The organism is Rathayibacter sp. Leaf248, assembly GCF_920939495.1.
GTDB lineage: Bacteria > Actinomycetota > Actinomycetes > Actinomycetales > Microbacteriaceae > Rathayibacter > Rathayibacter caricis.
Genome location: NZ_CAKLAV010000001.1, coordinates 2,105,418 through 2,131,852, shown reverse-complemented (window position 1 = coordinate 2,131,852; position 26,435 = coordinate 2,105,418). Strand labels below are relative to the sequence as shown.

Here is a 26,435-nt window from a genome sequence, read left to right as displayed (position 1 = left end):
CCGCAGGCGCCTGTGCGGCGCCTCAGCGGAGGGTTCCCGAGCGTCGTCCGGAACCGCGTCAGAACGCGTAGCGGACGCGGCAGTAGGGCAGCCGCTCGTGCAGCAGGGCGAGGAAGCGGTCTACCGCCGCGCGCTTGAGGTCGCGGCGGTAGCGGATGTTCACCGCCCCGTTCTCGGAGACCTTCGACTCCTGCACGCCCGGGGTCCAGAGCAGCTCCTCGGCCTTCGGGTGCCAGCCCGTGTTCACCTCGTGCAGCCGCTCGTTGTGGGTGAGCAGGATCACCTCGGCGGCGAGCTGCGCCTTCGCCCGCGGGTGCAGCGCCGCGTCGAGCTGCTGGAAGAGCTCGGCCCAGTCGCGCTGCCAGGTGGGGGTGAGGATCACGGGCGAGAAGTTGACGTGCACCTCGTAGCCGGCGTCGACGAAGTCGTTGATCGCGGCGATCCGCTCGGCGATCGGCGAGGTGCGGATGTCGGTGACCTTGGCCGTCTCGGCGGGCATCAGCGAGAAGCGGATGCGCGTGCGGCCGAGCGGATCCCACTCGAGCAGCTCGCGGTTGACGTACTTCGTCGCGAACGAGGCCTTGGCGGTCGGGGACATGCGGAACAGCTCGCAGAGGTCGCGCACGTTCTCGCTGAGCATCGCGTCGACCGAGCAGTCGCTGTTCTCGCCGATGTCGTAGACCCACGAGTCGGGGTCGCACTGGTTGCCCTCGGTCTTGGGGCCCTGCTTGGCGATGTGGCGGGCGAGGTGCCGCTGGATCTGCTCGATGTTGGTGAAGACGGTGACGGGATTGCTGTAGCCCTTCCTCCGCGGCACGTAGCAGTAGACGCACGCCATCGCGCAGCCGTTGGCGTGCGACGGCGCGATGAAGTCGGCGGAGCGGCCGTTCGGACGCGTGACCAGCGACTTCTTGACACCCAGCACGAGCGCCTCGGTCTTGATCCGCACCCAGCGCGCCACATTGGTCTCGTCGCCGTGCACCTCGGGGATCATCCAGTGCGACTCGACCGGCACGATCTCGGCGCCGGGCCAGCGCGCGACGATCTCCTGCCCGCGCGGCTGCTCGAGCGCCGCCGGCTCGGCGTAGATGCGCCGCACGTCGAGCAGCGTGCGTTCCCGGGTCGCGGACATGAGTCCGTTCTACCGGCGACCTCCGACATCGGGCGCTCGGCGGCCCCTTCGTCCGTCGATGACGCCCGCAGTAGAGTCCCTCGCATGAGCGACACCGTCGAGCCCGCGGCCGACCTCCCCGCCGATCTTCCGGCCGACCTCGTCGCCGCGATCGCGAGGGTCGAGGAGGCGCTCGTCGCGATGGCCGCCGGCGACGCCGATCCGTACCGCCGCTGCTGGGCCGACATCGACGACTCCACCCTCTACGGCGCGTTCGGCACGATCGAGCGAGGCAGCGCCGCCATCGACGAGACCCTGGGCTGGGTCGCGAGCCGCTTCGCCGACGGCGAGCTGCGCCCGCACTACGACGTCGTGCACGCCTCCGGCGACCTCGCCTACACGGTCGGCCGCGAACTCGGCTCGACCCGGCTCGACGGCGGCGAGCCGCGCCCGCTCGTCATCCGCGTCACCCACGTCTACCGCCGCTTCGACGGCCGCGGCTGGAAGCTCGTGCACCGCCACGGCGACCACCCGCCCCGGCTCGAGCGCTGACCACCGCCCGCGTCGCGCAGGATGGGGGCATGGACTCGACCGCCGACTGGTACCGCCGGGCCGCCCGCGAGCTCGCGCAGACGTCCGAGCTGCAGGTGCGATGGGCCCTCGAGGTGGCCGGGCGCGACGACCTGCTCGCGCTCATCGACGAGCTGCCGCGCGCGCACCGCCAGCCCTCCCTCCTCTTCTCGGTCGCCCGGTACCTGGGCGCGCCGACGGAGGCGTTCGCCGACTGGCTCGTCGCCGAGTGGCCGCGCGTCGCACCGGTCGCAGCCGAGCGCCTCACCCAGACGAACGAGGCGCTGCGGTGCGCGCCGCTGGTCGCCGCCCTCGAGCGGATCACCGCGCCGGACGAGCCGATCGCGCTGATCGAGATCGGCGCCTCCGCGGGTCTCTGCCTCGCTCCGGAGCGCTACTCCTACGCCTTCGCGACCGGCGAGAGCATCGTGCGCCTGGGCTCGGGCGGCCCGCTGCTCGAGTGCACCGTGACCGGCGGTTCCGCGCCCGCGCGCCTCCCGCTCGTGGCGTGGCGCCGCGGACTCGACCTGCGGCCCCTCGATGTGCGCTCGGCCGACGACCGCGCGTGGCTCGAGGCGCTGCTGCCGCCGGACCGGCCGGAGCGGACCGCGCGGCTGCGCGAGGCCGTCGAGGTGCTGCGGGAGGATCCTCCGCCGATCGTCGCCGGCGACGCCGCCGACGCGCTGCCCGCCCTGCTCGCGCAGGTGCCGCGAGGGATGCGCGCCGTCGTCGTCTCGCTCGGCACGCTGGTCTACCTCCCGCGTCCGGCCCGCGAGCGCGTGCTCGACGCGGTCGCGGCGCGCGGGGCGAGCCTCGTCACCCTCGAGGCGGAGTCGCTGCTCGCGCACCTCGTCGCGCCCCGCGCCGCTCTCGCCGCTCCCGAGCCGACGCCGTTCCTGCTCGCCGCCGACGGCGTCCCGCTTGCGTGCGCGACCCCGCACGGCGGCCGCCTGTCCTGGCTGACCTGACCGCCGCTCTTCATCACTCCGCAAGAATCGTCGTACTCGAGCCCGAGTACGACGAATTTCGCGGAGTCGATCGAGGCGCGGAGGGCGACGCAGTCCAGTCCTCAAGAATTGTCGTAGCCGAGCGCGAGTACGACGAATTTCGCGGAGTGGGCGGAGGTGCGAGGGACGGCCGCATTCGAGTCCTCAGGAGTTGTCGTACTCGAGCCCGAGTACGACGACTTCCGAGGAGTCGGCGCCGCTACAGCGCGTCGACGAACATCTGCGTCGCCTGCGGCACGTACGACGCGTTCGTCGCCGGGTCCCAGCCGACCAGCGCGACGACGTTCCCGCCGACCCGCGCCGTGATCCCGACCAGCGTGAACGGGCTCGAACCCACCGCGCCCGTGACGGTCCAGCCGACCGACTCGTCGGTCCCGGTCGTCGCCGGCACCGTCTGCGCGACCGTCGTCTGCACCGGCACACCCTCCATCGCGAACAGCGCCGAGCCGCTCGCGCAGCGCTCGAGGGCACCCTTCGCGTCGGCCACCAGGGCGGAGGCGGCGGTCGGGTCGGCCGCGCTCGCCACGACCGAGGTCATCGAGCGGTCGTTGCTCGTGCCGTACTGCACGGTCGAGCCCGGCGACGCCGTGTCCCAGCCCAGCCCGAACGGCGAGAGGCAGCTCGCGTCCGTCGCGGTCAGCCCCGGGTAGATCGAGTCGAGCATCTCCTGGATGCTCGCGTACTGGTCCGGGACGAACTGGATGCCGGTGAACACGGCCGCCAGCTCGGGCTCGCCCAGCTGCGCGGCGGCCACCGGGGCCGCGGGGGCGGCGGCCGTCGGCGTGAGGGTCGGGATGGGCTTCGGCGTGCTGACCTCGCCCACCGTCCCGCCTCCGCCCGCGCATCCCGTCAGCGCGAGCAGCAGTGCTCCTGCCAGTGCGATCCCTGCGGTCGTCCGCCTCATCGTGTCCCCCGATCACTCCGCCACGGCCTGTCGCCGGGCGCGTCACCTCGACGCTAACAGCAGCCGCCCGCCCGGACGGAGTCGTTCGGGCGGGCGGTCGGCCCCCGTCCCGGTCACGCGCGCGGGATGACCACCGAGACGCTCGCGCGCGAGCCTCCCGAGACGGCCGTGACCGTGCCGGTGCCCGCGGCGATCGAGCTCTTGCCCGTGCGGAACACCTTGGTCACCGTGGCGCCCGGGGCGACCGCGGCCGAGGACGCCGTCCCGTAGGGCGTCACGACGGTCAGATCGGCGGCCGCGCGGCCGGTGTTCGTCGCCGTCACTGTGACGACGACCTTCCCGAGGATCACCCGCGAGGTCGCCTTCGCCGTGACGGAGGCACCGGGCACGACGCTCGCTCCGGCCAGCGCCGTCGTCACCCCGTCGACGCGCGCGGTGATCGAGACGGTGCCGGCGGTGGAGCCGGTGCGGATCCGGGGGAGCGCGGCGACGCCGTCGGCGCCGGAGAGCACCGCGGCGGTCGTCGCTCCGCTCTCGAAGGCCGCCGGCCCGGTGATCGCGAAGCCGACCGAGCGCCCCGCGAGAGCACGACCGGAGGAGTCGCGCACCAGCACGGACTGCGCGAGGTCGCGCGTCGTCGCGGTCGGCACGCTCTGCAGCGTCCCGCGCGCCTCTGCCGAGGCCGCGAGGGCGATGCCGTTGACCTCGATCTCGGCCACGCCCGTGGATCCGCCGTACTCGCCGGCGCCCCACGCCGTGAACACGAGCCGCAGCGCCGTCGTGGTCACCGGAGCGAACGCCGCGCGGTTCAGCACGTCGCGCTCGCGGCCGGGAGCCGCTCCGCTCACGGGAGTCCAGACGTCGCCGACCAGGTGCTCGACCCGCCACGACCGCGCGGGGATCAGACCGCGTCCGTCGGCGTCGGCCGCGTCGCTCGCGAAGAGCACCGAGGCGCTGTCGACGGTCACGGCGCTCGGCCAGCGCAGCTCGACGTACTGCTCTCCGACCCGCGGCCACGAGCCCCAGATCGTCGAGGCGGCGCCGTCGGCGACGGCTCCGACCGAGGTCCACGGCGAGGTGTACGAGGCGCTCGTCGACGAGGCGAGCGGAGCGATGTCCCCGACGTAGTCGGTGCACGGCACGGTCACGGTGACCGTCGCGGTGCGGGTGAGCTCGTCGATCCGGTCGACCCGCACCGACATGCCGGAGTTGAGCACCGCGTTCTCGCCCGCGAGCACGAACTCGTTCGCCTCGCTCGCGTCACCCGGACGCTCGAGCAGGTCGCCGGCGTACGGCTGGCCCGGGTTGGAGCGCAGGATCTGCACGCCCGAGACGTCGCGGCGCACCTGGAAGGGGCTCGTGTACGCGCCGCCGTCGGACGTCGTGTCAGCGCGGTCGTTGTACTGCGCCCAGTAGCGGATGCCCGCGTCCTGCGGGTCGTTCCAGGTGAGCGCGCGCCGGCCGGCGGGTCCGGCTCCGAGGGTGTCGAGGGTCGTGGTGCGGGGTGCGCCGCAGACGGGCTGGCGGGTGTTCGGCAGCGTGCCCAGGCGCGCCAGCGACGGGGACGACAGCGGCAGGAACGACCAGGAGTCGCCCATCACGTCCGTCCGGTTGCCGTACTCCTCGCGGCGGCAGTCCGCGGGCAGCGGGGTGGAGGCGTAGTCGCGGGTCGTCGCGCAGTTCACGCTGTAGGCGTGCGGCAGCGAGAGGTTGTGGCCGAGCTCGTGCGCGAGGAAGTACGCGTCCGGTCCGGGCTGGAACGCGCGTCCGCCGTCGTCAGGATCGCCGGGCTGCTCGCCGTTGGCCCAGTTCGGGCACGGGTCGCCCTCGGGCACCATGGCCACCAGGTGCTTGCCCGGTCCGCGCTGCCAGCCGGTCCTCTGAGCGATCCAGTCCTGCAGCCCGCCCGTGTTCGTGCAGCCGATCGGCTGGTCGACGACCTGCCAGTCGACGACCTGGTCGAGCTCGAAGCGGATCGCCCCGCCGGTCTCGCGGGAGTAGAACCGGTCGACGAGGTCGAGGGCGCGGACGGCGTCGGCGGTCGTGTACCCGCCCGGGACGGTGCCCTGCGGAGCGACGAGCGCGATCGTCACCCGGTGCGTCTGCACCTGGGCGCGCGCCGGGATGTCGACGTCGATGAAGTCGGCGTCGAGGGCGAGGGCGGCCTGCTGCGTCGTCGCGTCCGCCTCCGGCTCGATCACGGTGGGCTCGGCGTCCGGAGCCGCGACGGGGCGGTCCGGAGCGGGAGCGGCGGGAGCGGGGGCGGGAGCCACCGGAGCGGCCGCCGCCGGAGCCGCGGCGGATCCCCCGGCGACGAGGCCGGAGGCCAGCAGCAGTCCGGTGAGCGCTCCGGGGAGCAGGGCGTGTCGTCGTCGCATGGTCGTCCTCTGGGTCGGTCCTCGCTGAGTGCCCTGAGCGGCAGTGGCGGAGGCACGAGCTCCCGCCGACCTCCTCGCCGCTGAGGAGTCGGCTGACGTTACCGTGAACATCCGCGCAGGAACGAGCGGATGTCCCTCCGCGACGGCCCCTTTCCGGGTGGGGACCAGAAATGCCGGAGGCCGGGGGCGCACCCCCGGCCTCCCGCGTCGATCAGATCTCGGTGTGGCCCAGATCCGCCGCGTCCAGCAGCCGGATCGCGGTCTCGGCGAAGGCCTCGAGCTCGAGCACGACGACCTCGTTCCGCCCCGCCCGCGTCACCGGCGACGGCACGATCAGCGTGCGCTGGGGTCCGCGCCGCCAGTAGCGGCCGAGCAGGAACCCGTTCACCCAGACCAGGCCCTTGCCCCAGTGCAGCGTGTCGACGAAGAGGTCGGACGGAGCATCGAGCTCGAACGACCCCGAGGCGAGCGAGGGCCCGGCGGCGAAGCCCTCCGCGGCCCCGGCGAGCGAGGGCAGGCGTGACACGTCGAGCGCGCGGGCCGTCCATCCGGTGAGGGGTGCCCCGTCGAGCTCGACTCCGCCGATCAGTCCCTTGTGCTCGCCGATCCGCACGCCGTAGTTCACGCGCCCCTGGTTCTCGACGAGGATCGCGAGCGCCCCGCGGCCCCGGGGCAGCGTCAGCGCGCGCTCGTGGTTGTCGCGCGCGAGCACGCCCACGGGCGAGCCGTCGAGCAGCACCCAGGCGCGGTCGCGCACCTCCTCACCGACGACCAGGCGGGCGGGGGCGTCGGAGGAGTCGAGCACGGTCTCGAAGAGCACGAAGCCGTCGGCGTGGCCGAGCTCGTCGAACGACGCCATCGCCTCGAGCGCGGTCGCCTCGCCGAAGGCGTCGAGCCCGAGCAGAGCGGGGCCGGGGAGCAGCGGCGCGGTGAGCGCGGGCGACGGCGTCCGCGGGGCGGGAACCTCCTCCGGCACCGGTGCGTAGCGCGCGATGACCTCGCGGAACGCCCAGAACTTGTCGGTCGGGTGCCCCGCCTCGTCCAGCGGGGCGTCGTAGTCGTAGCTCGTGGTGATCGCGGCGTAGCGGCCCTTGTCGTTCGCTCCGCTGGTCAGGCCGAAGTTCGTGCCGCCGTGCAGCATGTAGATGTTCACGGAGCCGCCCACCGCGAGGAGCGCGTCGAGCTCGCGGGCCGAGGCGTCGGCGTCCGTCGTGTGGTGCTGGGTGCCCCAGTCGTCGAACCAGCCGCACCAGAACTCCATGCACATCAGCGGGCCGGTCGGCTGGAACTCGCGCAGCGTCGCGAGGCGCTCGGGCGTGCGCGAGCCGAACGAGCCGGTCAGGTGCAGGCCGGGGAGGCTGCCGTCGGCGAGCATCTGCGGCGTGGGCTGGTCGATGGTCGTGAGCGGCACGGTGACACCGGCGTCGCGCGTGACGCGGACGAGCTCGGCGAGGTACTCCTTGTCGGAGCCGTACGCTCCGTACTCGTTCTCGATCTGCACCAGGACGACCGGCCCGCCCCGGTCGATCTGCCGCGGCGCGACGATCGCGTAGACCTCTCGGAGGTACTCGCTCACCGCGGCGACGTAGTGCGGCTCGGACCGGCGGACGCCCACCTCGGGGTCGCGGAACAGCCAGGCCGGGAGCCCGCCGTTGTCCCACTCCGCGCAGATGTAGGGGCCGGGGCGCACGATCGCGTGCATGCCCTCGGCGGCGACGAGGTCGAGGAAGTGGCCGAGGTCGAGGCCGCCCTCGGCGCGGAAGGAGCCGCGGACCGGCTCGTGCGCGTTCCAGGCGACGTAGGTCTCGATGGTGTTCAGGCCCATCAGCCTCGCCTTGCGGATGCGGTCGGCCCAGAGGTCGGGGTGCACCCGGAAGTAGTGCAGCGCGCCGGACAGGATCCGGTGCGGCCGTCCGTCGAGCTCGAAGTCGGTGGCGCCGATGGCGAAGCGGCTCTCGGGTGCGGTGGTCATGATCATCCCTCGGATCAGGAGAAGCGGGTGGTACGCGAGGAGGCCGGCCGGAGCGATCCGGCCGGCCTCCCAGGGGGTCTGCGACTACTCGGAGACCGTGAAGCCCTGCTCGTTGCCGTACTGCACGAGCTTGCTCTGCCAGTCGGCCAGGCCGTCGTCCAGGCTGGTGCCGTTGGCGTAGGCCTGTCCGACAGTGTCGCCGAAGACGCTGTTCGCGTAGACCTGGTAGGGCAGGTACGACCAGCCGGGGCGGACGTCCTCGGAGGCCTGGGTCAGCACCTCGTTGATCTTCTGGCCGCCGAAGTACTCCGACTCGGCCGAGACGAACTCGGGGTCGGTCAGGTCGGCGGTGGTCGACGGGAATCCGCCGCTCTCGAGGAACACGTCGACCGAGGCCGGGTCGCTGTTCAGCCAGCGCAGGAACGCGGCCGCGAGGGCCGGGTTCTCGCTCTGCGAGGTGACCGACTGGCCGCCTCCGCCGTTCTCGGCGCTGACGGGGGTGCCGTCGTAGGTCGGGATCGGCGCGACGGCCCAGTCACCCGAGGCGTCGGCGACGCTGGACTCGAGCACGCCGGGCATCCAGGCGCCGGTGATCAGCGAGGCGATCGATCCGTCGCCCAGGCCCTTGTACCACTCGTCTCCCCAGCCGGGGGTGTCCGAGAGCAGGCCCTTCTCGACGAGCTGGTTCCAGACGCCCGTCCACTTCTTGGTGCCCTCGTCGGCGACGTCGACGGTGATGTCGGTGCCCTCGAACTGGAAGGGCTGGCCGCCGGCCTGCCAGATCATGCTGGTCGCGAAGCCCGCGTCGCCGGTGTCGGCGGTGATGTACTTCGTGGGGTCGGCGGTGTGCAGCTGCTCTGCCGCGGCGACGTACTCGTCCCACGTGGTCGGCACGGCGATGCCGTACTGGTCGAAGACCGTCTTGTTGTAGAACATGGCCATGGGGCCCGAGTCCTGGGGGAGGCCGACGAGCTTGCCGTCGACGTTCACGCTGCCCCAGGTGGAGGCGCTGAACTTGTCCTCGAGGTCGCCGAGGCCGTACTGCGAGAGGTCGAGCAGCGAGTCCGACAGGGCGAACTGCGGCATGGCGTAGTACTCGATCTGCACGACGTCGGGAGCGCCCGAGCCGGCCTTGATCGCGTTCTGGAGCTTGGTGTACTCCTCGGTGTTCGTGCCGGCGTTGACCAGCTCGACGTCGACCTCGGGGTAGGCCTCCTCGAACGCGGCGACCTGCGCCTCGGCGCTGGGGGTCCAGCTCCAGTACGTGATCTTTCCGCCGGCCTCGAGGGCGGCGTCGAGGTCGGCCGCGGTGCCGCCCTCGGCGCTGGTGCCGCCGTTCCCGCCGGGGGAGGGGGCGGAGCAGGCGGCCAGCGAGCCGGCGGCCAGGGCGGCCGCGGCGGCCACGGTCAGGGTCCGCCGGAGGGCGGAGCTCGTGAACTTCATAGGGGGGGATCCCTTCACTTCTTCGTGCTGCGGGTGGTGGCGGCCGGCGCGGGTGCTCCGGCTGCAGGGGGGAGGTCGGAGGGCGTCAGCCCTTGACGCTGCCGGCGCTCAGCCCGGACTGCCAGAAGCGCTGGAGTCCGAGGAAGGCGACGACGATGGGGATGATCGTGAGCAGCGAGCCCGTGATCACCAGGTTGTAGATCGGCTGCGCGCTGACGCCGGTGGCCTGGGCGTTCCACTGGTTCAGGCCCACGGTGAGCGGGTACCACGAGGGGTCGCTCAGCATGATCAGCGGCAGGAAGTAGTTGTTCCAGGTCGCGACGACCGAGAACAGCAGCACCGTCACGATGCCCGGCGCCAGGAGGCGGATCGAGATCGTGAAGAACGTGCGGAACTCGCCCGCGCCGTCCATCCGCGCCGCTTCGAGCAGCTCGGTGGGCACCGACTCCACCGCGTAGACCCAGACCAGGTAGAGGCCGAAGGGGCTGATCAGCGAGGGGATGATGATCGCCCACGGGGTGTTCGTCAGGCCCAGCTGGCTGAACATGAGGAACGTCGGGACGGCCAGGGCGGTGCCCGGCACGGCGATCGCTCCGAGGACCACCGCGAAGACCGCCTTGCGGCCGGCGAAGCGGAACTTCGCGAGGCCGTAGCCGGCGAGCGTGGCGAGCAGCGTCGCTCCTCCGGCGCCGACGACGACGTAGAGGAGGGTGTTGCCGAGCCAGCGGAGGAAGATGCCGTCGCGGTAGGTCAGCGTCTCGGCGATGTTCTGGAAGAAGACGAAGTCGCCGTCGAACCAGAGCCCGAAGCTCGAGAGCAGCCCGGCCTGCGTCTTGGTCGCGTTGATGACCAGCCAGGCCAGCGGCACGAGGCTGTAGAGGATGAACGCCGACATCAGCAGGGTGAAGGCGATCGACTTCTTCGGGTGGACGGAGGATCCGCGGCGGGGAGCGCGGCGGACGCGGGAGGCGGTCGGGCGGGAGGCGGTCGTGACGGCCATCAGTTCTCCTTGCGCGCGCCGCGGAGCTGGACCACGTAGGCGATGATCGCGGTGATCACGCCCATCACGATCGCGACCGTGGCCGACGCGTTGTACTGCTGACCGGCGAAGGACAGGTTGTAGGCGTACATGTTCGGCGTGAAGTAGGTGGTGATGATGTTCGGCGCCAGCGTCCGGAGGATGTTGGGCTCGTTGAACAGCTGGAAGCTGCCGATGATCGAGAAGATCGTGGCGATGACGATCGCGCCGCGCAGGGCGGGCAGCTTGATCGAGCGGATGACGCGCATCGGGCCGGCTCCGTCGATCTCGGCGGCCTCGTAGAGCTCGCCGGGGATCGTCTTGAGCGCGGAGTAGAAGATCAGCATGTTGTAGCCGACGAACTCCCACGTCACGATGTTGCCGATCGAGACGAGGATCCAGTCGCGCGAGAACGGAGCGACGACATCGGAGCCGAGCAGGTCGTTGACGTTCGCCGCGAGGCCGAAGTTGTCGCCGTAGATGAAGCCCCACATCAGGACCGCGACGACGGCCGGGACCGCGTAGGGGAGGAACACGACGATGCGGAAGAAGCCGGTGCCGTGCAGGCGGCCGCTGTCGATCGCGAGGGCGGCGACGAGGGCGAGCACCAGCATGACCGGCACCTGGACCGCCAGGAACAGGACGACGCGGACGAAGCCCTCCCAGAAGTTCGCGTCGCCGAGCAGCGTCAGGTAGTTGTCGAGGCCGACGAAGGCGGTGCCGCCGACGAGCTGCTCGCGGAACAGGCTGAGGTAGATCGAGTAGATCACCGGAGCGATGAAGACGAGCAGGAAGACGACCAGGAAGGGGGCCACGAAGGCCAGGCCCTTCCACTCGCTCTTCGCTCGCGAGCGCGGCACCTGCTTGAGGGGCGGAGCGGGCGGGTCGACCTCGCGCAGGGGGACGGGTGGAGACGTCGTCGTCATCAGTGACTTCCGTTCGATTTCGGCCACGGTGGGGGAGGCGGCGTGTTCACGTCAACATGGCAGATCGCCACCGTATCATGTTCACGTCAACACGTTCAGTATCGATCGGATCACGGTGGTTTCCCGCACGGGGGCCCCTGGCCGCCCCGATTATGTTCGGCGACGCGCTATAAACGAGGGACCATGGCATCCGACGCGACTCCGACGACGAGCACCGCCCCGCGTCGCCGCGGGCCCTCCATGGCCGACGTCGCCCGGCTCGCGAAGGTGTCGGGTCAGACCGTCTCGCGCGTGTCGAACGGGCGGTCGAACGTCGATGGCGAGACCCGCGAACGGGTCCTCCAGGCGATGCGCCAGGTCGGCTACCGCCCCAACAGCGCCGCCAGGGCCCTGCGCACCGGCCGCTTCCACAGCATCGGCGTGATCATGTTCACGCTGTCCTCCTTCGGCAACATGCGCACCCTCGACGCGATCGCCGTCGCCGCGGCCGACGCGGGCTACTCCATCACCCTCATCCCGGTGCCGCACCCGACGCAGGGCGAGGTCTCGGTCGCGTTCCACCGGCTGAGCGAGGAGGCCGTCGACGGCGTCATCATCATCGTCGAGGCGCACCTGCTCGACGAGGCCGACATCGTGCTGCCGCCCGAGCTGCCGGTCGTCGTCGTCGACTCCGCCGGCGACGACAAGCACTCCGTGATCGACACCGACCAGATGTCGGGCGCCCGCCAGGCCGTCGAGCACCTGCTCGACCTCGGGCACCGCACCGTGCACCACATCTCGGGCCCGCCGCGCTCCTACTCGGCCGAGCGCCGCCGCGAGGCCTGGGAGGCGACACTGCGCACCCGGGATGCAGAGGTGCCCGAGGCCCTCGTCGGCGACTGGTCCAGCGCATCGGGCCATCGGCTCGGAGTGGAGCTCGCCGCCGACCCCGCGGTGACGGCCGTCTTCGCCGCGAACGACCAGATGGCCCTCGGAGTGCTGCGCGCCCTGCACGAGGCGGGACGCGCTGTCCCGGGCGAGGTCAGCGTCGTCGGCTTCGACGACATGGAGGAGTCGGCGAGCTTCTGGCCGCCGCTCACCACGGTGCGCCAGTCGTTCGCCGACACCGGCCGCCGCTCCGTCGACATGCTGCTGCGCGAGCTCGAGACGGGCGAGCGCACCGGAGCGACGCTCGTCCCGACGGGCCTCGTCGTCCGCGCCAGCACGGGGCCCGCCCCGGCCTGAGGCCGTCGCTCCCGGTCCGCCCGCGCCGAGTCGCCCGGAAGGGCGCGTGCCGGCGGCGTGTCGGGAGCCCTTCCGGGCGACTCGGCGACGTGCGGTCTCGGCGCCGTCAAGGGGACCGGGCGCGCGGTGCGCGCGTCGGTACTGTGGACGTCGTCCCGGTCGAGCGGCCGGGCGAGACGATACGGGAGAAGAACATGTCGGTCGGTCTGCTCGCGGTGGTCGATGACATCCTCACCGCCGCCCTGAAAGCCAGCGCCAAGACCGCGGGCGTCGTCATCGACGACGCGGCCGTCACTCCGCAGTACGTGCAGGGCCTGACGCCGGCGCGCGAACTGCCCGTCGTGTGGAAGATCTCGCTGGGCAGCCTGTTCAACAAGTTCGTCATCATCATCCCGCTGGCGCTGCTGCTGTCGGCGTTCGCGCCGGGGGTGCTGCCGTTCCTGCTCATCATCGGAGGCGCGTTCCTCTGCTTCGAGGGCGCCGAGAAGGTGTCGGAGTGGTTCGGACTGCACCACGCGGCCGCCGAGACCGAGGCGCGCGACGAGAAGAAGCTGGTCTTCGGCGCGATCCGGACCGACCTCATCCTGAGCACCGAGATCATGCTGATCGCGCTCGACGGGCTCGACCCCGACTTCGGATTCGGGCCCACGCTCGGAGCGCTCGCGATCATCGGCCTCGGCATGACCGCGCTGGTCTACGGTGCCGTGGCGCTGCTGGTGAAGATCGACGACGTGGGCCTCGGGATGATGAAGAACCCCTCGCGCGGAGTCCGTCGCGCCGGCGTCCGCATCGTCGCGTCGATGCCGTTCGTGTTCCGCGTGATCAGCATCATCGGCACTCTCGCGATGCTGTGGGTCGGCGGGCACCTCGTGATCGCGAACCTGGCCGAGACCTTCTGGCACGGACCCTACGACCTGGTGCACGTCGTGACCCACGCGGTCGAGGCGGCCGGCCCGGTCGTCGTGTGGCTGGCCGACACCTTCGTCTCGATGATCTTCGGCCTCGTGCTCGGAGCGATCATCGTCGCGATCATCACGGGCGTCTCGGCGCTGCGTCGCAAGGGTGCGCCGGCGCCGTCGGCGCACTGAGCGCGGGCGGCCGTCGGGTCCCCCTCTGCTGATCGAGTAGCGAGCGGATCGAGATCCGCGATGCCCGGGAGTGGGCGGGGCTCGATACGCCCCTGCGGGGCTACTCGACCAGCAAGTGTTGTGCGGAACCTCGGCCGAGAGTGCTCCTCAGCCGCGATGGTGGCTGACGGGTGCTCCTGGCTGACGTTCTGCGGCGGCGCCATCCTGTGGCCGCCGCGCCCCCTCCTCCTGCTGATCGAGTAGCGCGCGGGGCGCGCGTGTCGAGATCCGCGGTGTCTCGGAGTGGGTGGTCTCGATACGCCCCTGCGGGGCTACTCGACCAGCAAGGGAGGGGGGGACGACGTGACCGCCCCCGCCCCGAAGGGCGGAGGCGGTCACAGGTGGTGCGTCGGCCGGAGCGTCAGCCGCAGTCGCGCGCCGTGTAGGCCGCGGGGACGACCGTCGTCACGGTCTTCCCGTCGACCACGGCGGTCGCGGTGACGGACGCCTGGCCCGCGGCGACCGAGACGGCCCGCGTCGAGAACGCGGCGACCGCGCTCTTGCCGGGGGCGACTCCGGTGAACTGCTTCGAGCCCCACGACGAGGCCGAGGTCAGCGACACCGGCACGGCCGAGTCGTTGCGCGCGGTCACCGTCAGCGTCACCTTGCCGGCGATGCAGCGCGTGGACGCCGTCACCGTGAGGGCGAGCGCGGCGGGCTGCCGCAGCTCCACGGTGACCCGGGTGGTGCTGGTCCGCGAGCCGTCGGCCGACGTCACCGTGACGGTGCCGACTCCGTTGGTCGCGGTGCTGGGCTGGGTCACGCGGACGGTCGCGGCCGAGTCGGTCGCGACGGCGGTGAGCACGGGCATCCGCGTGCCCTCGACGACGACCGCGTAGTCGGTGCGCGCCGGGTCGAAGCCGGCCACGCCGACTCCGTCGACGCGCAGGGCGCCGAGCGTGCTCACCGAGGCGGGCACGGCCACCTTGTCGGCGGCGTCGAACAGCTGCACCTCGGACACGATCATGTGCGTGTTGGCGTAGGCGTTCATCACGACGCGGAAGGCGGTCGCGGTGACCGGGGCGAACGACGCGGTGTACGTCGGGGCTCCGCCGGCGGGGGACTCGACGGGCTGCGCCGTCTCCCAGCCGGGGACCGACGTCCAGACGCCGTCGACTCCGCGCGCCTGCAGCTGGATGGTCTGCGCCCAGCTGTTGGTGCCGTCGCGGTAGAACTGCACGCTCGCCTTCTCGACCTGCTTCGCGGCCGGGAAGGTGTAGGTCAGCGTGCTCTGGGTCGCCTTGTTCGACGCGACCCAGTTCGACCAGCCCTTGTCGCCGAGCACGCCGTTGCGGGTGCGCTCGGGGCCGTAGCCCGACTCGGACGACGACGCGGTCGCGACGATGCCGGCGTCCGGGTTGAAGTTCCGCGGCGTTCCCGCGGTGACGAGCGCCGTGAGGGTCGCGGGCAGCGTCGCTCCGTCGGCGGTCGCCGTGCCCGTGATCCGGACGGATCCGGTCTGCGCGAGCGAGGCGGTGGTCAGCGGGGTCCAGTCCCACGTGACCGGCACCGGGAAGGTGTTGGTCGAGGCTCCGACGCGGGCCGGGACGGTGGTGGGGGCGGCGGCGCGGACGGCGCTGGTGGAGGCTCCGCTGGCGACCGTCACCGACACGGGGTCGGTGGCGGTGAGTCCGCCCACGTCGACGAGCGCCGTGACGGCGATCGACTGGCCGTAGAGGTCGGTCGCGGTGCCGGGCACCTCGACGCGGCCGGCGGTGCCCCACACGGAGGACGCCGGCTGCTGCCAGGTCACCGCGACGGGTGCGCCCGCGCCCCACTGGTACTGCGGGGTGACGGAGGCGGGCAGGGTCGGCGCGACGCCGACCGTGGTGCGCACCGGGACCGTCTGGGTCGCGAGCGGCGCGAGGCCGCGCAGCTGCCACGACTGGTTCGCTCCGCCGTTCGAGCCGTAGACGCCCACCGTGGTGTTCTCGGCGGTCGACTGGCCGTTGACGTCGAGCGAGAGCCCGAGCGCCTCGTTGACGAGGGTGTAGCGGACGCCGTCGGTCGTGTTGACGATCCAGCGGGTCGCGGGAGCGGCCTTCGCGGCGGCGACGGAGACGCTGCGCAGGTCGGTGCCGGCGCTGGTCGCTCCGAGCACGCGTCCGTCGGCGTTCTCGAGGACGACGCGACGGGTCGCCTCGCGCTCGCCGGCCGGCACCTCGTGCACGGTCCAGGTCTGCTTGGCGGCGGTGGCGGAGTCGGTCGCGACCGTCGTGATCGCGGTCGACGAGGTCGTCGCGGTCAGCGCCTTGCTGCTCTGCGTTCCGACCAGCTGGTAGTCGTGGCCGTCGCGCAGGGCGGGGGCGTTCTCGGCGACGCCCGAGACTCCGTCGATCGAGAAGGTGGTGACCGACTTGGCGGGCACCGTGACGGTCGCGGTGCGCGCCTCGCGGTCGATCACGACGGGGGCCTTCTCGACGAGCGCGTTGCCGGTGGGCGCTGCGGCCGAGGCGGCCTGGGTCGTGACGTACGGAGTGACCGACGCGCCCGCGGCGATCGTGCCGAAGCGCGAGAGGTCGAGGGTGACGGTGCGCTCGGCGGTGGTGGTGTTGGTGTGCACGACGGTCGCTCCGGAGCCGTCCGCGCGGGTGGCGGCGGTGGTCGCGGCGTCGTCGACGGCGATCAGGTGGTCGCCCTCCTGGATGAACTTGGTGAAGTTGCGGATCGTGTTGAACTTCGAGTTCGTCTCGACGCCGCAGACGGGAGCCTTGGTCGAGTCGCCACCGGCGTCCGCGACGCGGCGCACCGACTTCCAGACCTCGGCCCCGCCCTCCTGGTAGGGCTTGCAGTCGAGGTCGATGAACACCGAGCCCCAGTTGAGGTTCTCGCCCTTGGGCGGAGCCTTCTCCATGTTGTAGTAGTCCTCGACGGGCTGCCAGAGCACCCACGCCTTCGGCTCGAGCTCGCGGAGGTCGTCGGTGATGCGGCCGGCGATGCCGAGGCCGTTCTCGATGCTGGTGGGGTTCCAGCCCTGGACCCAGTTGCCCTCGATCTCGCTCATCCACAGGTCCTTGTCGGCCTGCTTGGCGAGGTCGCGGACCGCGAGGCGGTCGCCGGTGCCGTAGGTGTGGACGTTCATCCGGTCGACGAGATCGCGGGCCGACTGCGGGTAGGCGGCCCAGTTGGTCTTGAAGATGCTCGGGTTGGTCTCGTCCATGGCGGCGATGCCGGCGTCGGAGTCGGACGCGGCCAGGGCGGCGGCGACGTCGGGGAGCAGGCTCACCTGGGCCGCGGGGCCCATGTGCATGCCCTCCTGGCGACCGCCGGTGGGGACGCCGTTGGTGAGGGTGGTGCCCCAGTAGTTCGTGTTCGGCTCGTTGAACGGGTCGAGGGTGTCGAACTCGATGCCGTACTCGGCCTCCATCCGCTCGGTGACCGTGGCGAGGTACTCGGCGAACTTCGCCTCGGCGGCGGGCTTGAGCTGCTCGCTGGTGGCGTTGAAGCCGCCCGAGACGTAGCCGCTCTCGGTCATGAAGTACGGGGCGGAGTTGGCGAACGACTCCCAGTGCGTGATCTGCTGCTCGGCGGCGAGCTTCTCGACCCACCAGCGCTGCGTCTCGTCGGCGGTGAAGTCGTAGGAGGCGGGATCGGCCGGATCCCACTTCGCGAGCAGGGCGTCGCGATCGGCGAGGTTCGTGGAGGTGCCGCCGTAGACGGACGCGTCGCCGGTGGGGTTCTTCGCCCACCAGCCCTCGACCGCGCCGCCGGGGCGGAGGTAGTCCTTGACGTCGGAGGCGTTGCCGCCGCCGATGTTGTAGCGCGCGATGTTGAGGTCGAGACCCTCCTCGCCGAACACCTTCTGGTACAGGTCCTCGCGGAGGGCCTCGGGGTAGTTCCCGGTGGCGTTCGCGAACCAGACGAGGCTGGTGCCCCATCCCTCGTAGGCCTCTCCGGAGTAGGCGGGGTTCGGGGTGATGCGGACCCCGTCCGCGGCCGCGGCGGGAGCGGCCGCCGTGGGGAGGGCGAGCACCGCCCCGGCGGCCAGTGCGGCGCTCGTGGCGAGCGCGGCGAGTCGTCTAACGGACATCGACATTGATGCTGTCTCTCTTTCGCCAGTGAAAAGCGGCGCGTGTTCGCGTGAACACGTCCGGACGGCCCACGCTACATGTTGACGTCACCATGCGGAAGGCGGGCGGGTGCCGGGATCGCCGACGGGGGCGCGACTCCGGTTCCGACTGCGCGAGATGCCACTTCGGTCCAGGTGCTCCGGCGAGTCGCGTACCGGAGTGGCATCACGCGGAGACGGACGGGGTCAGGGGTGCTCGGGCGGGTCGCAGGGCTCCGCGGCGGGGTCGACGTGGTGGACCAGCAGGGTGTGGCCGACGTGGGCGAGGCCGAGCTCGAGGAAGTCGCGCACGTGGGCGTCGGCGAGGGCGTACGAGGCGGTGCGGCCCTCGCGGCGCACCTCGACCACGCGGTGCGAGCGGAGGAGCCGCAGCGCGTGCGAGGTCGCGGACGGGCTCAGCCCGCTGCGCTCCGAGAGCTCGCCGACGCGCAGGGGGCCGCCGAGCAGGGCGAGCAGGATCCGCATCCGGCCCGGGTCGCCGAGCAGGCCGAACACGTCGGCGAGGTCGGCGACGGCGGCATCGGAGGGGAGTCCGGTCACGGCTGCTCCCTCGGGGTCGGGTCGGGTCGCCCCGGGCTCAGATCGCATGCGCCTGCTCCGGGAACTCCTCCGGCTCGCACTGGATCGTCGCGTGGGCGACTCCGTGATCCTCCCGCAGAACGGCGAGCACCGCGCTGAGCACCTCGCGGTAGTCGGCGTCGGGAGCGACCACGATGTGACCGCTGGCGCTCTCCATCCCGGACGTGATGGTCCAGACGTGCAGGTCGTGCAGTGCGAGCACTCCGGGCACGGCGCGGACGTCGCGCTCGATCGCGTCGACGTCGAGGTGCGCCGGCGCCGACTCCATCAGGATGCCCAGCGCCTGGCGGGTCAGCGACCACGTGCGCGGCAGGATCAGCAGCCCGATCAGCACGCCGACCACCGGATCCGCCCAGGCCCAGCCGGTCGTGAGCAGCACGATCGCGGCCACGATCACTCCGACCGAGCCGAGCGCATCGCCGAGCACTTCGAGCGAGGCTCCGCGGAGGGTGATGCTCTCCTTCGCGCCGGCCGAGAGCAGGCGCAGGCTCACCAGGTTGACCAGGAGTCCGACGATCGCCGTGAGGAGAAGAGGCAGCCCGGGGACCGCGGGCGGCTCGGCGAAGCGGCGCACGGCCTCGACGATCACGAAGGCCGCGACGCCGAAGAGGAGGAGCCCGTTGGCCAGCGCGGCGAGGACCTCGAGCCGGTAGGAGCCGTACGTGCGGCCGCGAGCGGCCGGGCGGGCGGCGAGCGAGATCGCGGCGAGGGACATGCCCAGGGCGATCACGTCGGTGCCCATGTGCGCGGCGTCCGAGAGCAGGGCGAGGGAGCCGGTGCGGACGCCGACGACGAACTCGACGACCATGAACGCGGCGGTGAGGACGAAGGCGGCGAGGAGGGGACCGCGGTGGCGTGCGGCGGCGGATCCGCTCGCCGCTGATCCGCTCGCCGCGGGGCCGTGGGAGTGCCCGGCGCCCACGGTCAGGCCGCTCCTGAATGCCTGTTCATATGAACAGTCTTGCACATGTCGCTCCGTCAGCGGAGGGACGGACCGTCCCAGAGGGTCTCGAGCGGGTCCTCGCGGTCGACGCCGTCGAGGTGCTCCCGGTGGCGCCGCTCCGCCTCGGCGGCGGAGATCTCGCCGCGCTCCTCGGAGGCGCGGATCGCGGCGGCGCGACCGCCGTCGCGGGTGAGGAACGGATCGGCGGGAGTCGCGTGGCGCACGCCATCGCGGCGGTCGAACGAGCGGGCGCTGATGCCGGTGACGGTGCCGGAGGAGGCGAGGAGGGCGAGGGCGACGGAGTCGGCGGCCCGCCAGGCCGCGGCACTGGAGCGGCGCTCGACGGACACGGGGCCCTCCGCCGTCTCGAGGGTCAGCTGCTCGACCTCGGGGAGCAGGTGCAGGATCCGCACCGCCGCATCGAGGGTCTCGGCGGGCACCGACTCGACCGAGCCCGAGAACCGGGGCGACCAGTCGTCGTCGGTCGGGAGGTGACGCCGCCACTCGTCCATCGCTCGTCCTCTCCGCTCCGCACGCCCAGGGAAGGACGGCACCGGGGTCTCGGGTGCTCTATACGGGCGAATGTATCCGAACGGTTCACCGATGTCACGATCCCGCGCGCGATCAGGGCTTCTTCCCCCCACAGCTGGGGCGACCCTACCGGGGGGTGGGCTCACCTCGGGGTGAGTGCGGCGTCGGAGGGGTGGTGGCGGCTCGCAGAACATGAGCTGAGGGAGGGGGATGTCGGCTGTCAGCCGTCAGGGGTCACTCCGGGCTGACGTTCTGCCGCGAGGAGGGGCGGTCTCGGCGCCGGTCGCCGTGAGGCGGAGGTCAGCGGTTGTCGCGGCGGAACCGGGCCTCGCGGCTCGCGAGGTGGATCCCGAAGCCCGCGATCCCGACGGCGAAGGCGGCGAGCGCGCCGAGGAAGGCGATCTCGATCCCCGCGCCGACGGCGAAGGCCGAGGCCAGGAGGGCGAGGGCGGCGACCGCGATGACGACCAGACCGGTGATCTCACCGGCTCCGGCGCCCGAGGAGGGGCTGTGCTCGTTCGTCATGCCGCCAGCCTGCGGGGCGGGAGCGCGCGGCGCAAGGGCGTGAGGCGGCACCCGGGTGAACAGCGGGCCGCTCCCTCCGGGCGACCTGTCGGGAAGTGCGGGCGCTGAGCCGCGCGGAGCGCGGGCGGGTGCCTGCGGTGCGGTGCCTGGTCGATCCACGTGCCCCGGGGTGACCCCGGAGAGAACGGTGCAGCTCGTGCATCGTCCGCCTCGCCCGGAGGGAGCGGTGCCGCCCAGCCTAGGCTGGTGCGGGGGGTTCGCATGCGGGGTCGGGACGCGCTCGTCGAGGCGCTCGTGCACGCGTTCCTCGGGGCGGAGTGGACGCACGACGCCCTGCGCGCCGCGGCGGCCGACTCCCTCGGCGCCCGTCGGCGCTGGCTCGGACCGCTCGTCACGCGGGTGCTCGTCGCGTTCCCGCATCCGCCGGTCGACGCTCCGCGCGAGCTCGGGCGCTGCATCGCGGCGCTGCTGCCGGACAAGGCGCAACCCGTCGTCGCGCACCTCGCGCCGGTCGCCGCGAGTGCGGCCGAATCCTCGTCGCCGGTGCCGAGGATCGACGGGATCGCCGATCTCGCCGCGCTGCTCGGGCTGAGCGTCGACGCCCTGGACGGGCTCGCCGACGCGGGGTCCTGGAACCGCCGGGCACCGGAGGGGCGGCTGCAGCACTACGACCACGTCTGGCGGGAGCGGCCGGGACGCGTCGCGCGCCTGCTCGAGGTGCCGCGCGGTCGGCTGCGCGCGGTGCAGCGCTCGGCGCTGGACGAGATCGTGGGCCTGGCGCCGGTGCATCCCGCCGCGCACGGGTTCGTGCCGGGTCGGAGCGCGATCACCGGGGCGGCGGAGCACGTCGGCAGCGCGGTCGTCGTGACGCTGGATCTGCAGCGGTTCTTCGCGCAGGTGACGGCGCCGCGGGTGTTCGGGCTGCTGCGCCGCGAGGGGCTGCCGGAGGCGGTCGCGTACACGCTGACGGGGCTCTGCACCCACGCGGTGCCGGTCGCGGTGCTGCGTCGGCTGCCGGACGGCGGGTCCCCGGAGGAGCGCGCGGGGCTGCGGCGGGCGCTGACGCTGCCGCACCTGCCGCAGGGCGCGCCGACGTCGCCGGCGCTCGCGAACCTGGCGCTGCGGCGCCTGGACGCGCGGCTCACGGGGTACGCCGAGGCGGCCGGCGCGCGCTACACCCGGTACGCCGACGACCTCGCGTTCAGCGGCGACGAGCGCTTCGCGCGGCGGGCCGAGGCGTTCGCGCGCGGGGCGCAGCGGGTGGTGGAGGACGCGGGGTACGCGGTGAATCCGCGGAAGACGCGGATCCGGCGGGCGTCGGTGCGGCAGAGCGTGACCGGAGTGGTGGTGAACGTGCGGCCGAACGTGCGGCGGGTCGATGTGGACCGGCTGCACGCGATCCTGCACAACTGCGCGGTGCACGGGCCGGCGGGGCAGAACCGCGCGGGGGTGGGGGACTTCCGGGCGCATCTGCTGGGGCGGATCGCGTGGGTGGCGGCGGTGAATCCGGGGCGCGGGGCTGCGCTGCGGGCGGTGTTCGACCGGATCGAGTGGGGGTGAGGGGCGCGCTGCGCTGCCCGTAGCGTACGGCCGTTGCGCGGCGGTCGGGCCCACCGTCGGGTGCGGGAGCAGCGCCGGCACGGAGGTGAGGCGCGGAGGCGCCGAGCCCGGCAGCCCCGCCGCTGGACGGCGCGCCGCGGGGTCGAGAGGATGAGCGCGTGCGGAGGCGGCGAGCGGCAGCGGGGGGAGCGGTCCTCGTCGCGGCCGTGGTGCTCGCGGGGTGCGCGCCGGCCGAGGGATGCCGGGGGTGGAGCACGACGCTGACCGTGAGCGTCGAGGGGCCGGGGAGCGGCTCCGTCGCGGACGTGCGGCTGTGCTCGGGCGACGTGTGCTCGCGGCCCGAGGCGATCACTCCGGACGGGGCGCCCACCTACCCCCTCGCGCGGGACGAGGACGGCGGCTGGGTGTTCGAGGTGGGCACGGAGCCGCCGGACGAGGCGACGGTCACGCTCGCGGACCGCTCGGGCGAGGTGCTGATCGAGCGGGAGCAGCCGCTGTCGTGGCGGCTGCTCGGCGAGCCCGAGGGGCCGGAGTGCGGCTGGCGCGCGCAGTCGCGGACGCTCGTGATCGCGGTGCCCGAGCCGCGTGGATCCGTGTTCGGGACCCGCTAGAGCGCTCTCACGAAACCGCGGGAACGGGTGCTAGCGTCGCCCGGACGACCGATCGCACCGAGGCGATCCCCACGAGAAGGCGACCCATGACCGTGACGCTCCCCGCTCCGCGACCGATCGACCCCGGCTCCGTGCCGGAACTGCGCTGGGGAGTGATCGGCACCGGCATCGCGGCCCGCTTCGTGCACGCGATCCACGCGCACACGACCCAGCGCGCCGTCGCCGTGACCGCGCGCGACGCCGAGAAGACGCGCGCGTTCGCGCAGGAGCACGGGATCCCGACGGTGCACGACTCGGTCGAGGCGCTGCTCGCGGACCCGGAGGTCGACGTCGTCTACGTCGCCACTCCGCACCCGCTGCACCGCGACCAGGCGCTCGCCGCGATCGCGGCCGGCAAGCACGTGCTGATCGAGAAGCCGATCGCGATGTCGGCGCGCGAGGCCGAGCAGATCACCGACGCCGGACGGGCGGCGGGCGTGCTCGTCATGGAGGCGATGTGGACGCGCTACCTCCCGCAGGCCGACGTGATCCGCCAGGTGCTCGAGAGCGGGGTGCTGGGCGAGCTGCGCCTCGTGCGCGCCGACTTCGGGTTCCTGATGCCGTTCCTCCCGGAGCACCGGCTCTGGAACCGCGAGCTCGGCGGCGGCGCGCTGCTGGACGCCGGGGTGTACCCGATCTCGTTCGCGTCCTCGGTGCTCGGCGCCCCCTCCTCCGTCACCGCGTCCGGCTCGATCAACCAGGCGACCGGAGTCGACGCGAGCGCCGACCTGCTCCTCGAGACGGAGTCGGGCGCGCGGGCGCTGCTGTCGACGTCCCTCGAGGCGTCGCTGCCGGTCGAGGCGCTCGTCGTCGGATCGGCGGGGCGGCTCCTCGTGCACAGCCCGTTCTTCGGCCCGAGCGGGCTCACCCTGACCCTCGGAGGGCTCGGGGCGGACGAGTCCGCCACGTGGATCGACGACTCGCACCCGGAGCTGCACGACGGGCTCGCGCACCAGGCCACGGCCTTCGCGTCGTACGTGGCGCAGGGGCTCGTGGAGTCGCCCGTGCACCCGCACCACGAGATCGTCTCGGTGATGGCGACCATCGACGAGGCCCGCCGGCAGGTGTCGGAGGAGATCGCTCCGGGCGCCTCGATCCAGCACACCGTCGCGTTCTCGCTGGTGCACGCGGCGGGCTCGCCCGAGGAGGAGGAGTTCCTCGCGAGCGCTCGCCGGATCCTGACGGGGATCCCGGGGGTGCAGGACTTCACCGTGAACCGGCAGGTCAGCCCGAAGAACGGCCTCGCGTGGCAGTTCTCGATGGTGTTCGCCGACCGGGCCGCGTTCGCGGCGTACGACGCGCATCCGGAGCACGTGGCCTTCGTGCAGGAGCGGTGGCTGAGCGAGGTCGACGAGTTCCAGGAGGCCGACTTCGAGGAGGACGCGCGGATCGGCTCCGTGGCGCGGTGACGACGGCGCGGATCGACGGGTGCGACGGCACGGGTCCGGTCTGTCCACGGGGTTGCGCCTCGGGGGTCCCTGAGTAGCGTCGAAGATGCGAGGGTTCACGACACCGCCCGAGCAGCGGTCCGGCGGGGATCGCGACGGCGACAGGGGTTCACCATGGGCAGGATGATCTACGACTCGACGACGGAGGCCGATTTCGACGATCGCCTGCTCGCGCATCTGCAGATCGTGATCGGCACGAAGCTCGGCAAGGGCGAGTCGTTCTACTTCTCGTGGCGCGACGCCGGAGCGGCCGGGGACGGTCGCACCTCGCTGTGGCTGCATCCGGCGATCCCGCTGCGCTTCAAGTACTTCGGCGGGCGCGCCCCGTCGATCAACCCGGAGTGGGTGCGGCGGCTGCTGATGGACTCGTACAGCGCTCAGGGCCTGCGGATCTCGCCGGAGCCGGAGCACGCGGTGCACACGGCGGCGATCCCGACGGTCTGAGGAGCGGCCCAGGCCGTCAGAGGGGCGACGATCACCGAACGTTCGACGCTCGGCGATCATGGAGGTTCGCGGGTCAGCGCACTTGGTCGGCCAGTCGGCCGATGATCCACTCGCCCGTGGCCCCGCGCGCCCGCACGAGCAGTCGCGTCACCGACGCGATGTCCGGCTCGTCCGGCTCGGCCGAGTCGTACTCGATGACCATCGGAGTCGCCTCCGACAGCGCGATCGTGGCGACCGAGAGCGGGGTTCCCTCGGCGACCCAGACGAACAGGCCGGAGCCTCCGTCGCGGCGAAGGATCGCCGTCGCGTACTCGAGACGGGTGAGAGTGGCGTCGTCCACCTGCAGGGACGGCAGGGAGTCGAGTTTCAGGAAGCCCATGGCGCCGCCCCGCGCCGTGCTCGTGGTCCGTCCGTGCGTGCCGTGTCCATGCGTCTCCCCAACCCTCTGAGGCCTGTCGGCCGTGCATCGTGGTCCGGGATGCGGGAGCCACGTTACGCCCCCGCCCGGGATGCGTCGGTGGGGTTGCGCCCGGCCGGGTCGCGCGAGGGGGAGGCGCAGCGGCCCGGTCCGGTCCGGCAGAGTCTCCCTCGCTGCGGGATCAGAGGGTGCCGGTGGTTGAGACCACTCCGTTCGCCACGTCGCGCAACCGCGCGCCGGTGCGGCGGGCGTGACTCCGGAGCAGTGTGAACGCGTGGTCGATGCTGATGCTCTGCCGCTCGGCGAGCACGCCCTTCGCCTGCTCGATCACGATGCGGGAGTCGAGCGCGTGCTGCAGCTGCGCGGTGAGGTCGTTCTGCTCGCGCAGGGTCTCGCTGAAGACGATGCCGAGGGTGGCGACGTCGGCGAGGGCCTGCAGGACGGCCACGTCGTTGTCGCTGAAGGGGCCGGGCTCGGTCGCGAAGACGTTGATGGCGCCGAGGGTGCGGTCGCGGTGGCGCAGCGGAGTCGCGTGCACGGCCCGGAAGCCGCGGTCGAGCGCGGTGCGGGTGAAGTCGGGCCAGCGCTCGGACTGCTGCAGGTCGGCGAGCTCGACGACGGCGCCGCTGTGGAACGCCTCGAGGCACGGGCCCTCGTGGGTGCCGAGCTGCTCCTCCTCGATCTCGGCGGCGCGCTCGCTCGTGGAGGCCATCACGTGGAGGGCGCCCTCGCCGTCGGCCAGGACGATGCCGGCGTCGACCGCCGCGGTGAAGCGGGTCGCGGCGTCGACCAGCGTGTCCATCGTGTCGATGACGTCGTGCTCGGGGCGCAGGGCGTCGGCGAGCGCGACGAACACGTCGGCGAGGCGGGCTTCGCGATCGGAGGAGGACATGCATCGAATCTACGGACGGGTCGGCGGGCAGGGGAAGCCGGGAGTGCGACGACTTCGCTCCCGGTCCGTCGGTCGCGGTCGCTGCCGGGACGGTGCGGCGGGGCGGTCCGTTCGGCCGCGCGCGCACTGCCAGAGACGGGCGGCGGAGTCAACGCCCTCCACACGGCACGGGAGCCCGACTTAGTGTCCAGAGCATCCGGAGGAACCGCGCGACCGACTCGGAGCGCGGCGGCCCCCGGGTGCGACGAGGGGAGTCGACGATGTCGAGGGACGATGTGGCGCCGGGGCGGTTCGCGCGCTTCGTGAAGTGGGTGCCGCGGGCCGACGGCTGGGAGCCGCAGTACCTGCGCGGGCGCGTGATCGCGAAGCGGGACGGCGAGTGGATCGTCTCGGTGAACGGCGAGGAGAAGCACGTGGTCAAGAAGGAGTGGAGCGTCTACCGCTGACGCCGCTCTCGGAGGACGGGAGGAGGGCGGCGTGAGACTGCCCGATCGACGCAGCCCCGAGGTCCGCGAGGCGCGACCCGGGGTGTTCGTGCTGGAGCTGCGGCGCACGCGCACGCGGCCGGCGCAGGAGCTGGGCGTGCTGGTGCGGACGGGGCCGACCTGGACGGTGCTGAGTCTGGAGGGCGTGGCCGCGGGGGTGGGCACGTTCCACGAGGCGGTGTCGACGCTGACGCCGGCGCAGGCGTGAGGG

At 72.5% G+C, this 26,435-nt stretch carries 24 protein-coding genes; 10 read left to right on the top strand and 14 right to left on the bottom strand.

Annotated features, from left to right (window positions below):
• Window positions 1–58 precede the first annotated feature (58 nt).
• Window positions 59–1,132, bottom strand: a complete 1,074-nt coding sequence (locus tag LRG51_RS10235; protein WP_230672622.1) for a spore photoproduct lyase family protein — start codon at window positions 1,130–1,132, stop codon at window positions 59–61.
• Window positions 1,133–1,216: 84 nt separating this feature from the next.
• Here LRG51_RS10235 and LRG51_RS10230 point away from each other — a divergent pair, with 84 nt between their 5' ends.
• Both LRG51_RS10230 and LRG51_RS10225 read left to right on the top strand, forming a co-directional pair.
• Window positions 1,217–1,663, top strand: coding sequence for a YybH family protein (locus LRG51_RS10230; protein WP_230672620.1), 447 nt, complete (start codon window positions 1,217–1,219; stop codon window positions 1,661–1,663).
• A 29-nt stretch (window positions 1,664–1,692) separates the two neighbouring features.
• On the top strand, window positions 1,693–2,649 hold the full coding sequence (locus LRG51_RS10225; protein WP_230672616.1) for a DUF2332 family protein: 957 nt from the start codon (window positions 1,693–1,695) through the stop codon (window positions 2,647–2,649).
• A 238-nt stretch (window positions 2,650–2,887) separates the two neighbouring features.
• Here the strand turns inward: LRG51_RS10225 and LRG51_RS10220 are convergent, their stop codons facing one another.
• From LRG51_RS10220 to LRG51_RS10195, 6 genes are all read right to left on the bottom strand, one after another.
• Window positions 2,888–3,592, bottom strand: coding sequence for a hypothetical protein (locus LRG51_RS10220; RefSeq protein ID WP_230672613.1), 705 nt, complete (start codon window positions 3,590–3,592; stop codon window positions 2,888–2,890).
• Window positions 3,593–3,705: 113 nt separating this feature from the next.
• The gene (locus LRG51_RS10215; RefSeq protein ID WP_230672612.1) at window positions 3,706–5,970 is read right to left on the bottom strand and encodes an Ig-like domain-containing protein; all 2,265 of its coding nucleotides are present in this window, start codon (window positions 5,968–5,970) and stop codon (window positions 3,706–3,708) included.
• A gap of 211 nt (window positions 5,971–6,181) precedes the next feature.
• Window positions 6,182–7,942: a glycoside hydrolase family 35 protein gene (locus LRG51_RS10210; RefSeq protein WP_230672610.1), complete on the bottom strand. Its 1,761-nt coding sequence runs from the start codon at window positions 7,940–7,942 to the stop codon at window positions 6,182–6,184.
• Between the two features lie 84 nt (window positions 7,943–8,026).
• A complete protein-coding gene (locus LRG51_RS10205) occupies window positions 8,027–9,385 on the bottom strand; it encodes an ABC transporter substrate-binding protein (protein WP_230672607.1) in 1,359 nt (452 codons plus the stop codon).
• A gap of 85 nt (window positions 9,386–9,470) precedes the next feature.
• Window positions 9,471–10,385, bottom strand: coding sequence for a carbohydrate ABC transporter permease (locus tag LRG51_RS10200; protein WP_055785392.1), 915 nt, complete (start codon window positions 10,383–10,385; stop codon window positions 9,471–9,473).
• Complete coding sequence (locus LRG51_RS10195; RefSeq protein ID WP_077223594.1) at window positions 10,385–11,329, bottom strand: carbohydrate ABC transporter permease; 945 nt, start codon at window positions 11,327–11,329, stop codon at window positions 10,385–10,387. The genes LRG51_RS10200 and LRG51_RS10195 overlap by 1 nt, the downstream gene beginning before the upstream one ends.
• Window positions 11,330–11,512: 183 nt before the next feature.
• Between LRG51_RS10195 and LRG51_RS10190 the strand changes: the two genes are divergently transcribed.
• Both LRG51_RS10190 and LRG51_RS10185 read left to right on the top strand, forming a co-directional pair.
• The gene (locus LRG51_RS10190) at window positions 11,513–12,553 is read left to right on the top strand and encodes a LacI family DNA-binding transcriptional regulator (protein WP_230672605.1); all 1,041 of its coding nucleotides are present in this window, start codon (window positions 11,513–11,515) and stop codon (window positions 12,551–12,553) included.
• A 194-nt stretch (window positions 12,554–12,747) separates the two neighbouring features.
• Entirely contained in the window at window positions 12,748–13,641 is an 894-nt protein-coding gene (locus LRG51_RS10185; protein WP_055785402.1) for a DUF808 domain-containing protein, read from the top strand.
• Between the two features lie 400 nt (window positions 13,642–14,041).
• On the opposite strand, the gene LRG51_RS10180 is transcribed toward LRG51_RS10185, so the two are convergent.
• The 5 genes from LRG51_RS10180 to LRG51_RS10160 all read right to left on the bottom strand — a co-directional run bounded on the left by LRG51_RS10180 (window position 14,042) and on the right by LRG51_RS10160 (window position 20,327).
• Entirely contained in the window at window positions 14,042–17,710 is a 3,669-nt protein-coding gene (locus tag LRG51_RS10180) for an RICIN domain-containing protein (protein WP_230672603.1), read from the bottom strand.
• A 225-nt stretch (window positions 17,711–17,935) separates the two neighbouring features.
• A complete protein-coding gene (locus tag LRG51_RS10175; RefSeq protein ID WP_230672601.1) occupies window positions 17,936–18,289 on the bottom strand; it encodes an ArsR/SmtB family transcription factor in 354 nt (117 codons plus the stop codon).
• Between the two features lie 37 nt (window positions 18,290–18,326).
• Complete coding sequence (locus LRG51_RS10170; RefSeq protein ID WP_230672598.1) at window positions 18,327–19,250, bottom strand: cation diffusion facilitator family transporter; 924 nt, start codon at window positions 19,248–19,250, stop codon at window positions 18,327–18,329.
• A 56-nt stretch (window positions 19,251–19,306) separates the two neighbouring features.
• Window positions 19,307–19,783, bottom strand: coding sequence for a hypothetical protein (locus LRG51_RS10165; protein WP_230672596.1), 477 nt, complete (start codon window positions 19,781–19,783; stop codon window positions 19,307–19,309).
• Window positions 19,784–20,102: 319 nt separating this feature from the next.
• The gene (locus tag LRG51_RS10160) at window positions 20,103–20,327 is read right to left on the bottom strand and encodes a hypothetical protein (protein ID WP_055785417.1); all 225 of its coding nucleotides are present in this window, start codon (window positions 20,325–20,327) and stop codon (window positions 20,103–20,105) included.
• 261 nt (window positions 20,328–20,588) lie between these two features.
• On the opposite strand from LRG51_RS10160, the gene LRG51_RS10155 reads away from it, so the two are divergent.
• From LRG51_RS10155 to LRG51_RS10140, 4 genes are all read left to right on the top strand, one after another.
• The gene (locus LRG51_RS10155; protein WP_268966578.1) at window positions 20,589–21,887 is read left to right on the top strand and encodes a reverse transcriptase family protein; all 1,299 of its coding nucleotides are present in this window, start codon (window positions 20,589–20,591) and stop codon (window positions 21,885–21,887) included.
• A 158-nt stretch (window positions 21,888–22,045) separates the two neighbouring features.
• The gene (locus LRG51_RS10150) at window positions 22,046–22,498 is read left to right on the top strand and encodes a hypothetical protein (RefSeq protein WP_230672594.1); all 453 of its coding nucleotides are present in this window, start codon (window positions 22,046–22,048) and stop codon (window positions 22,496–22,498) included.
• 86 nt (window positions 22,499–22,584) lie between these two features.
• Complete coding sequence (locus LRG51_RS10145; RefSeq protein WP_230672590.1) at window positions 22,585–23,946, top strand: Gfo/Idh/MocA family oxidoreductase; 1,362 nt, start codon at window positions 22,585–22,587, stop codon at window positions 23,944–23,946.
• 153 nt (window positions 23,947–24,099) lie between these two features.
• Window positions 24,100–24,429 carry a DUF7882 family protein gene (locus tag LRG51_RS10140; RefSeq protein ID WP_055785422.1) on the top strand — a complete coding sequence of 110 codons (330 nt, stop codon included), beginning with the start codon at window positions 24,100–24,102 and terminating at the stop codon, window positions 24,427–24,429.
• Between the two features lie 73 nt (window positions 24,430–24,502).
• Here LRG51_RS10140 and LRG51_RS10135 read toward each other — a convergent pair whose 3' ends face one another.
• Window positions 24,503–24,808, bottom strand: a complete 306-nt coding sequence (locus LRG51_RS10135) for a hypothetical protein (protein ID WP_230672588.1) — start codon at window positions 24,806–24,808, stop codon at window positions 24,503–24,505.
• Window positions 24,809–25,028: 220 nt separating this feature from the next.
• Complete coding sequence (locus LRG51_RS10130) at window positions 25,029–25,739, bottom strand: GAF and ANTAR domain-containing protein (protein WP_055785428.1); 711 nt, start codon at window positions 25,737–25,739, stop codon at window positions 25,029–25,031.
• A 260-nt stretch (window positions 25,740–25,999) separates the two neighbouring features.
• Between LRG51_RS10130 and LRG51_RS10125 the strand changes: the two genes are divergently transcribed.
• On the top strand, window positions 26,000–26,185 hold the full coding sequence (locus LRG51_RS10125; RefSeq protein WP_146168385.1) for a hypothetical protein: 186 nt from the start codon (window positions 26,000–26,002) through the stop codon (window positions 26,183–26,185).
• 31 nt (window positions 26,186–26,216) lie between these two features.
• On the top strand, window positions 26,217–26,432 hold the full coding sequence (locus LRG51_RS10120) for a hypothetical protein (RefSeq protein WP_055785431.1): 216 nt from the start codon (window positions 26,217–26,219) through the stop codon (window positions 26,430–26,432).
• The last annotated feature ends 3 nt before the right edge of the window (window positions 26,433–26,435 follow it).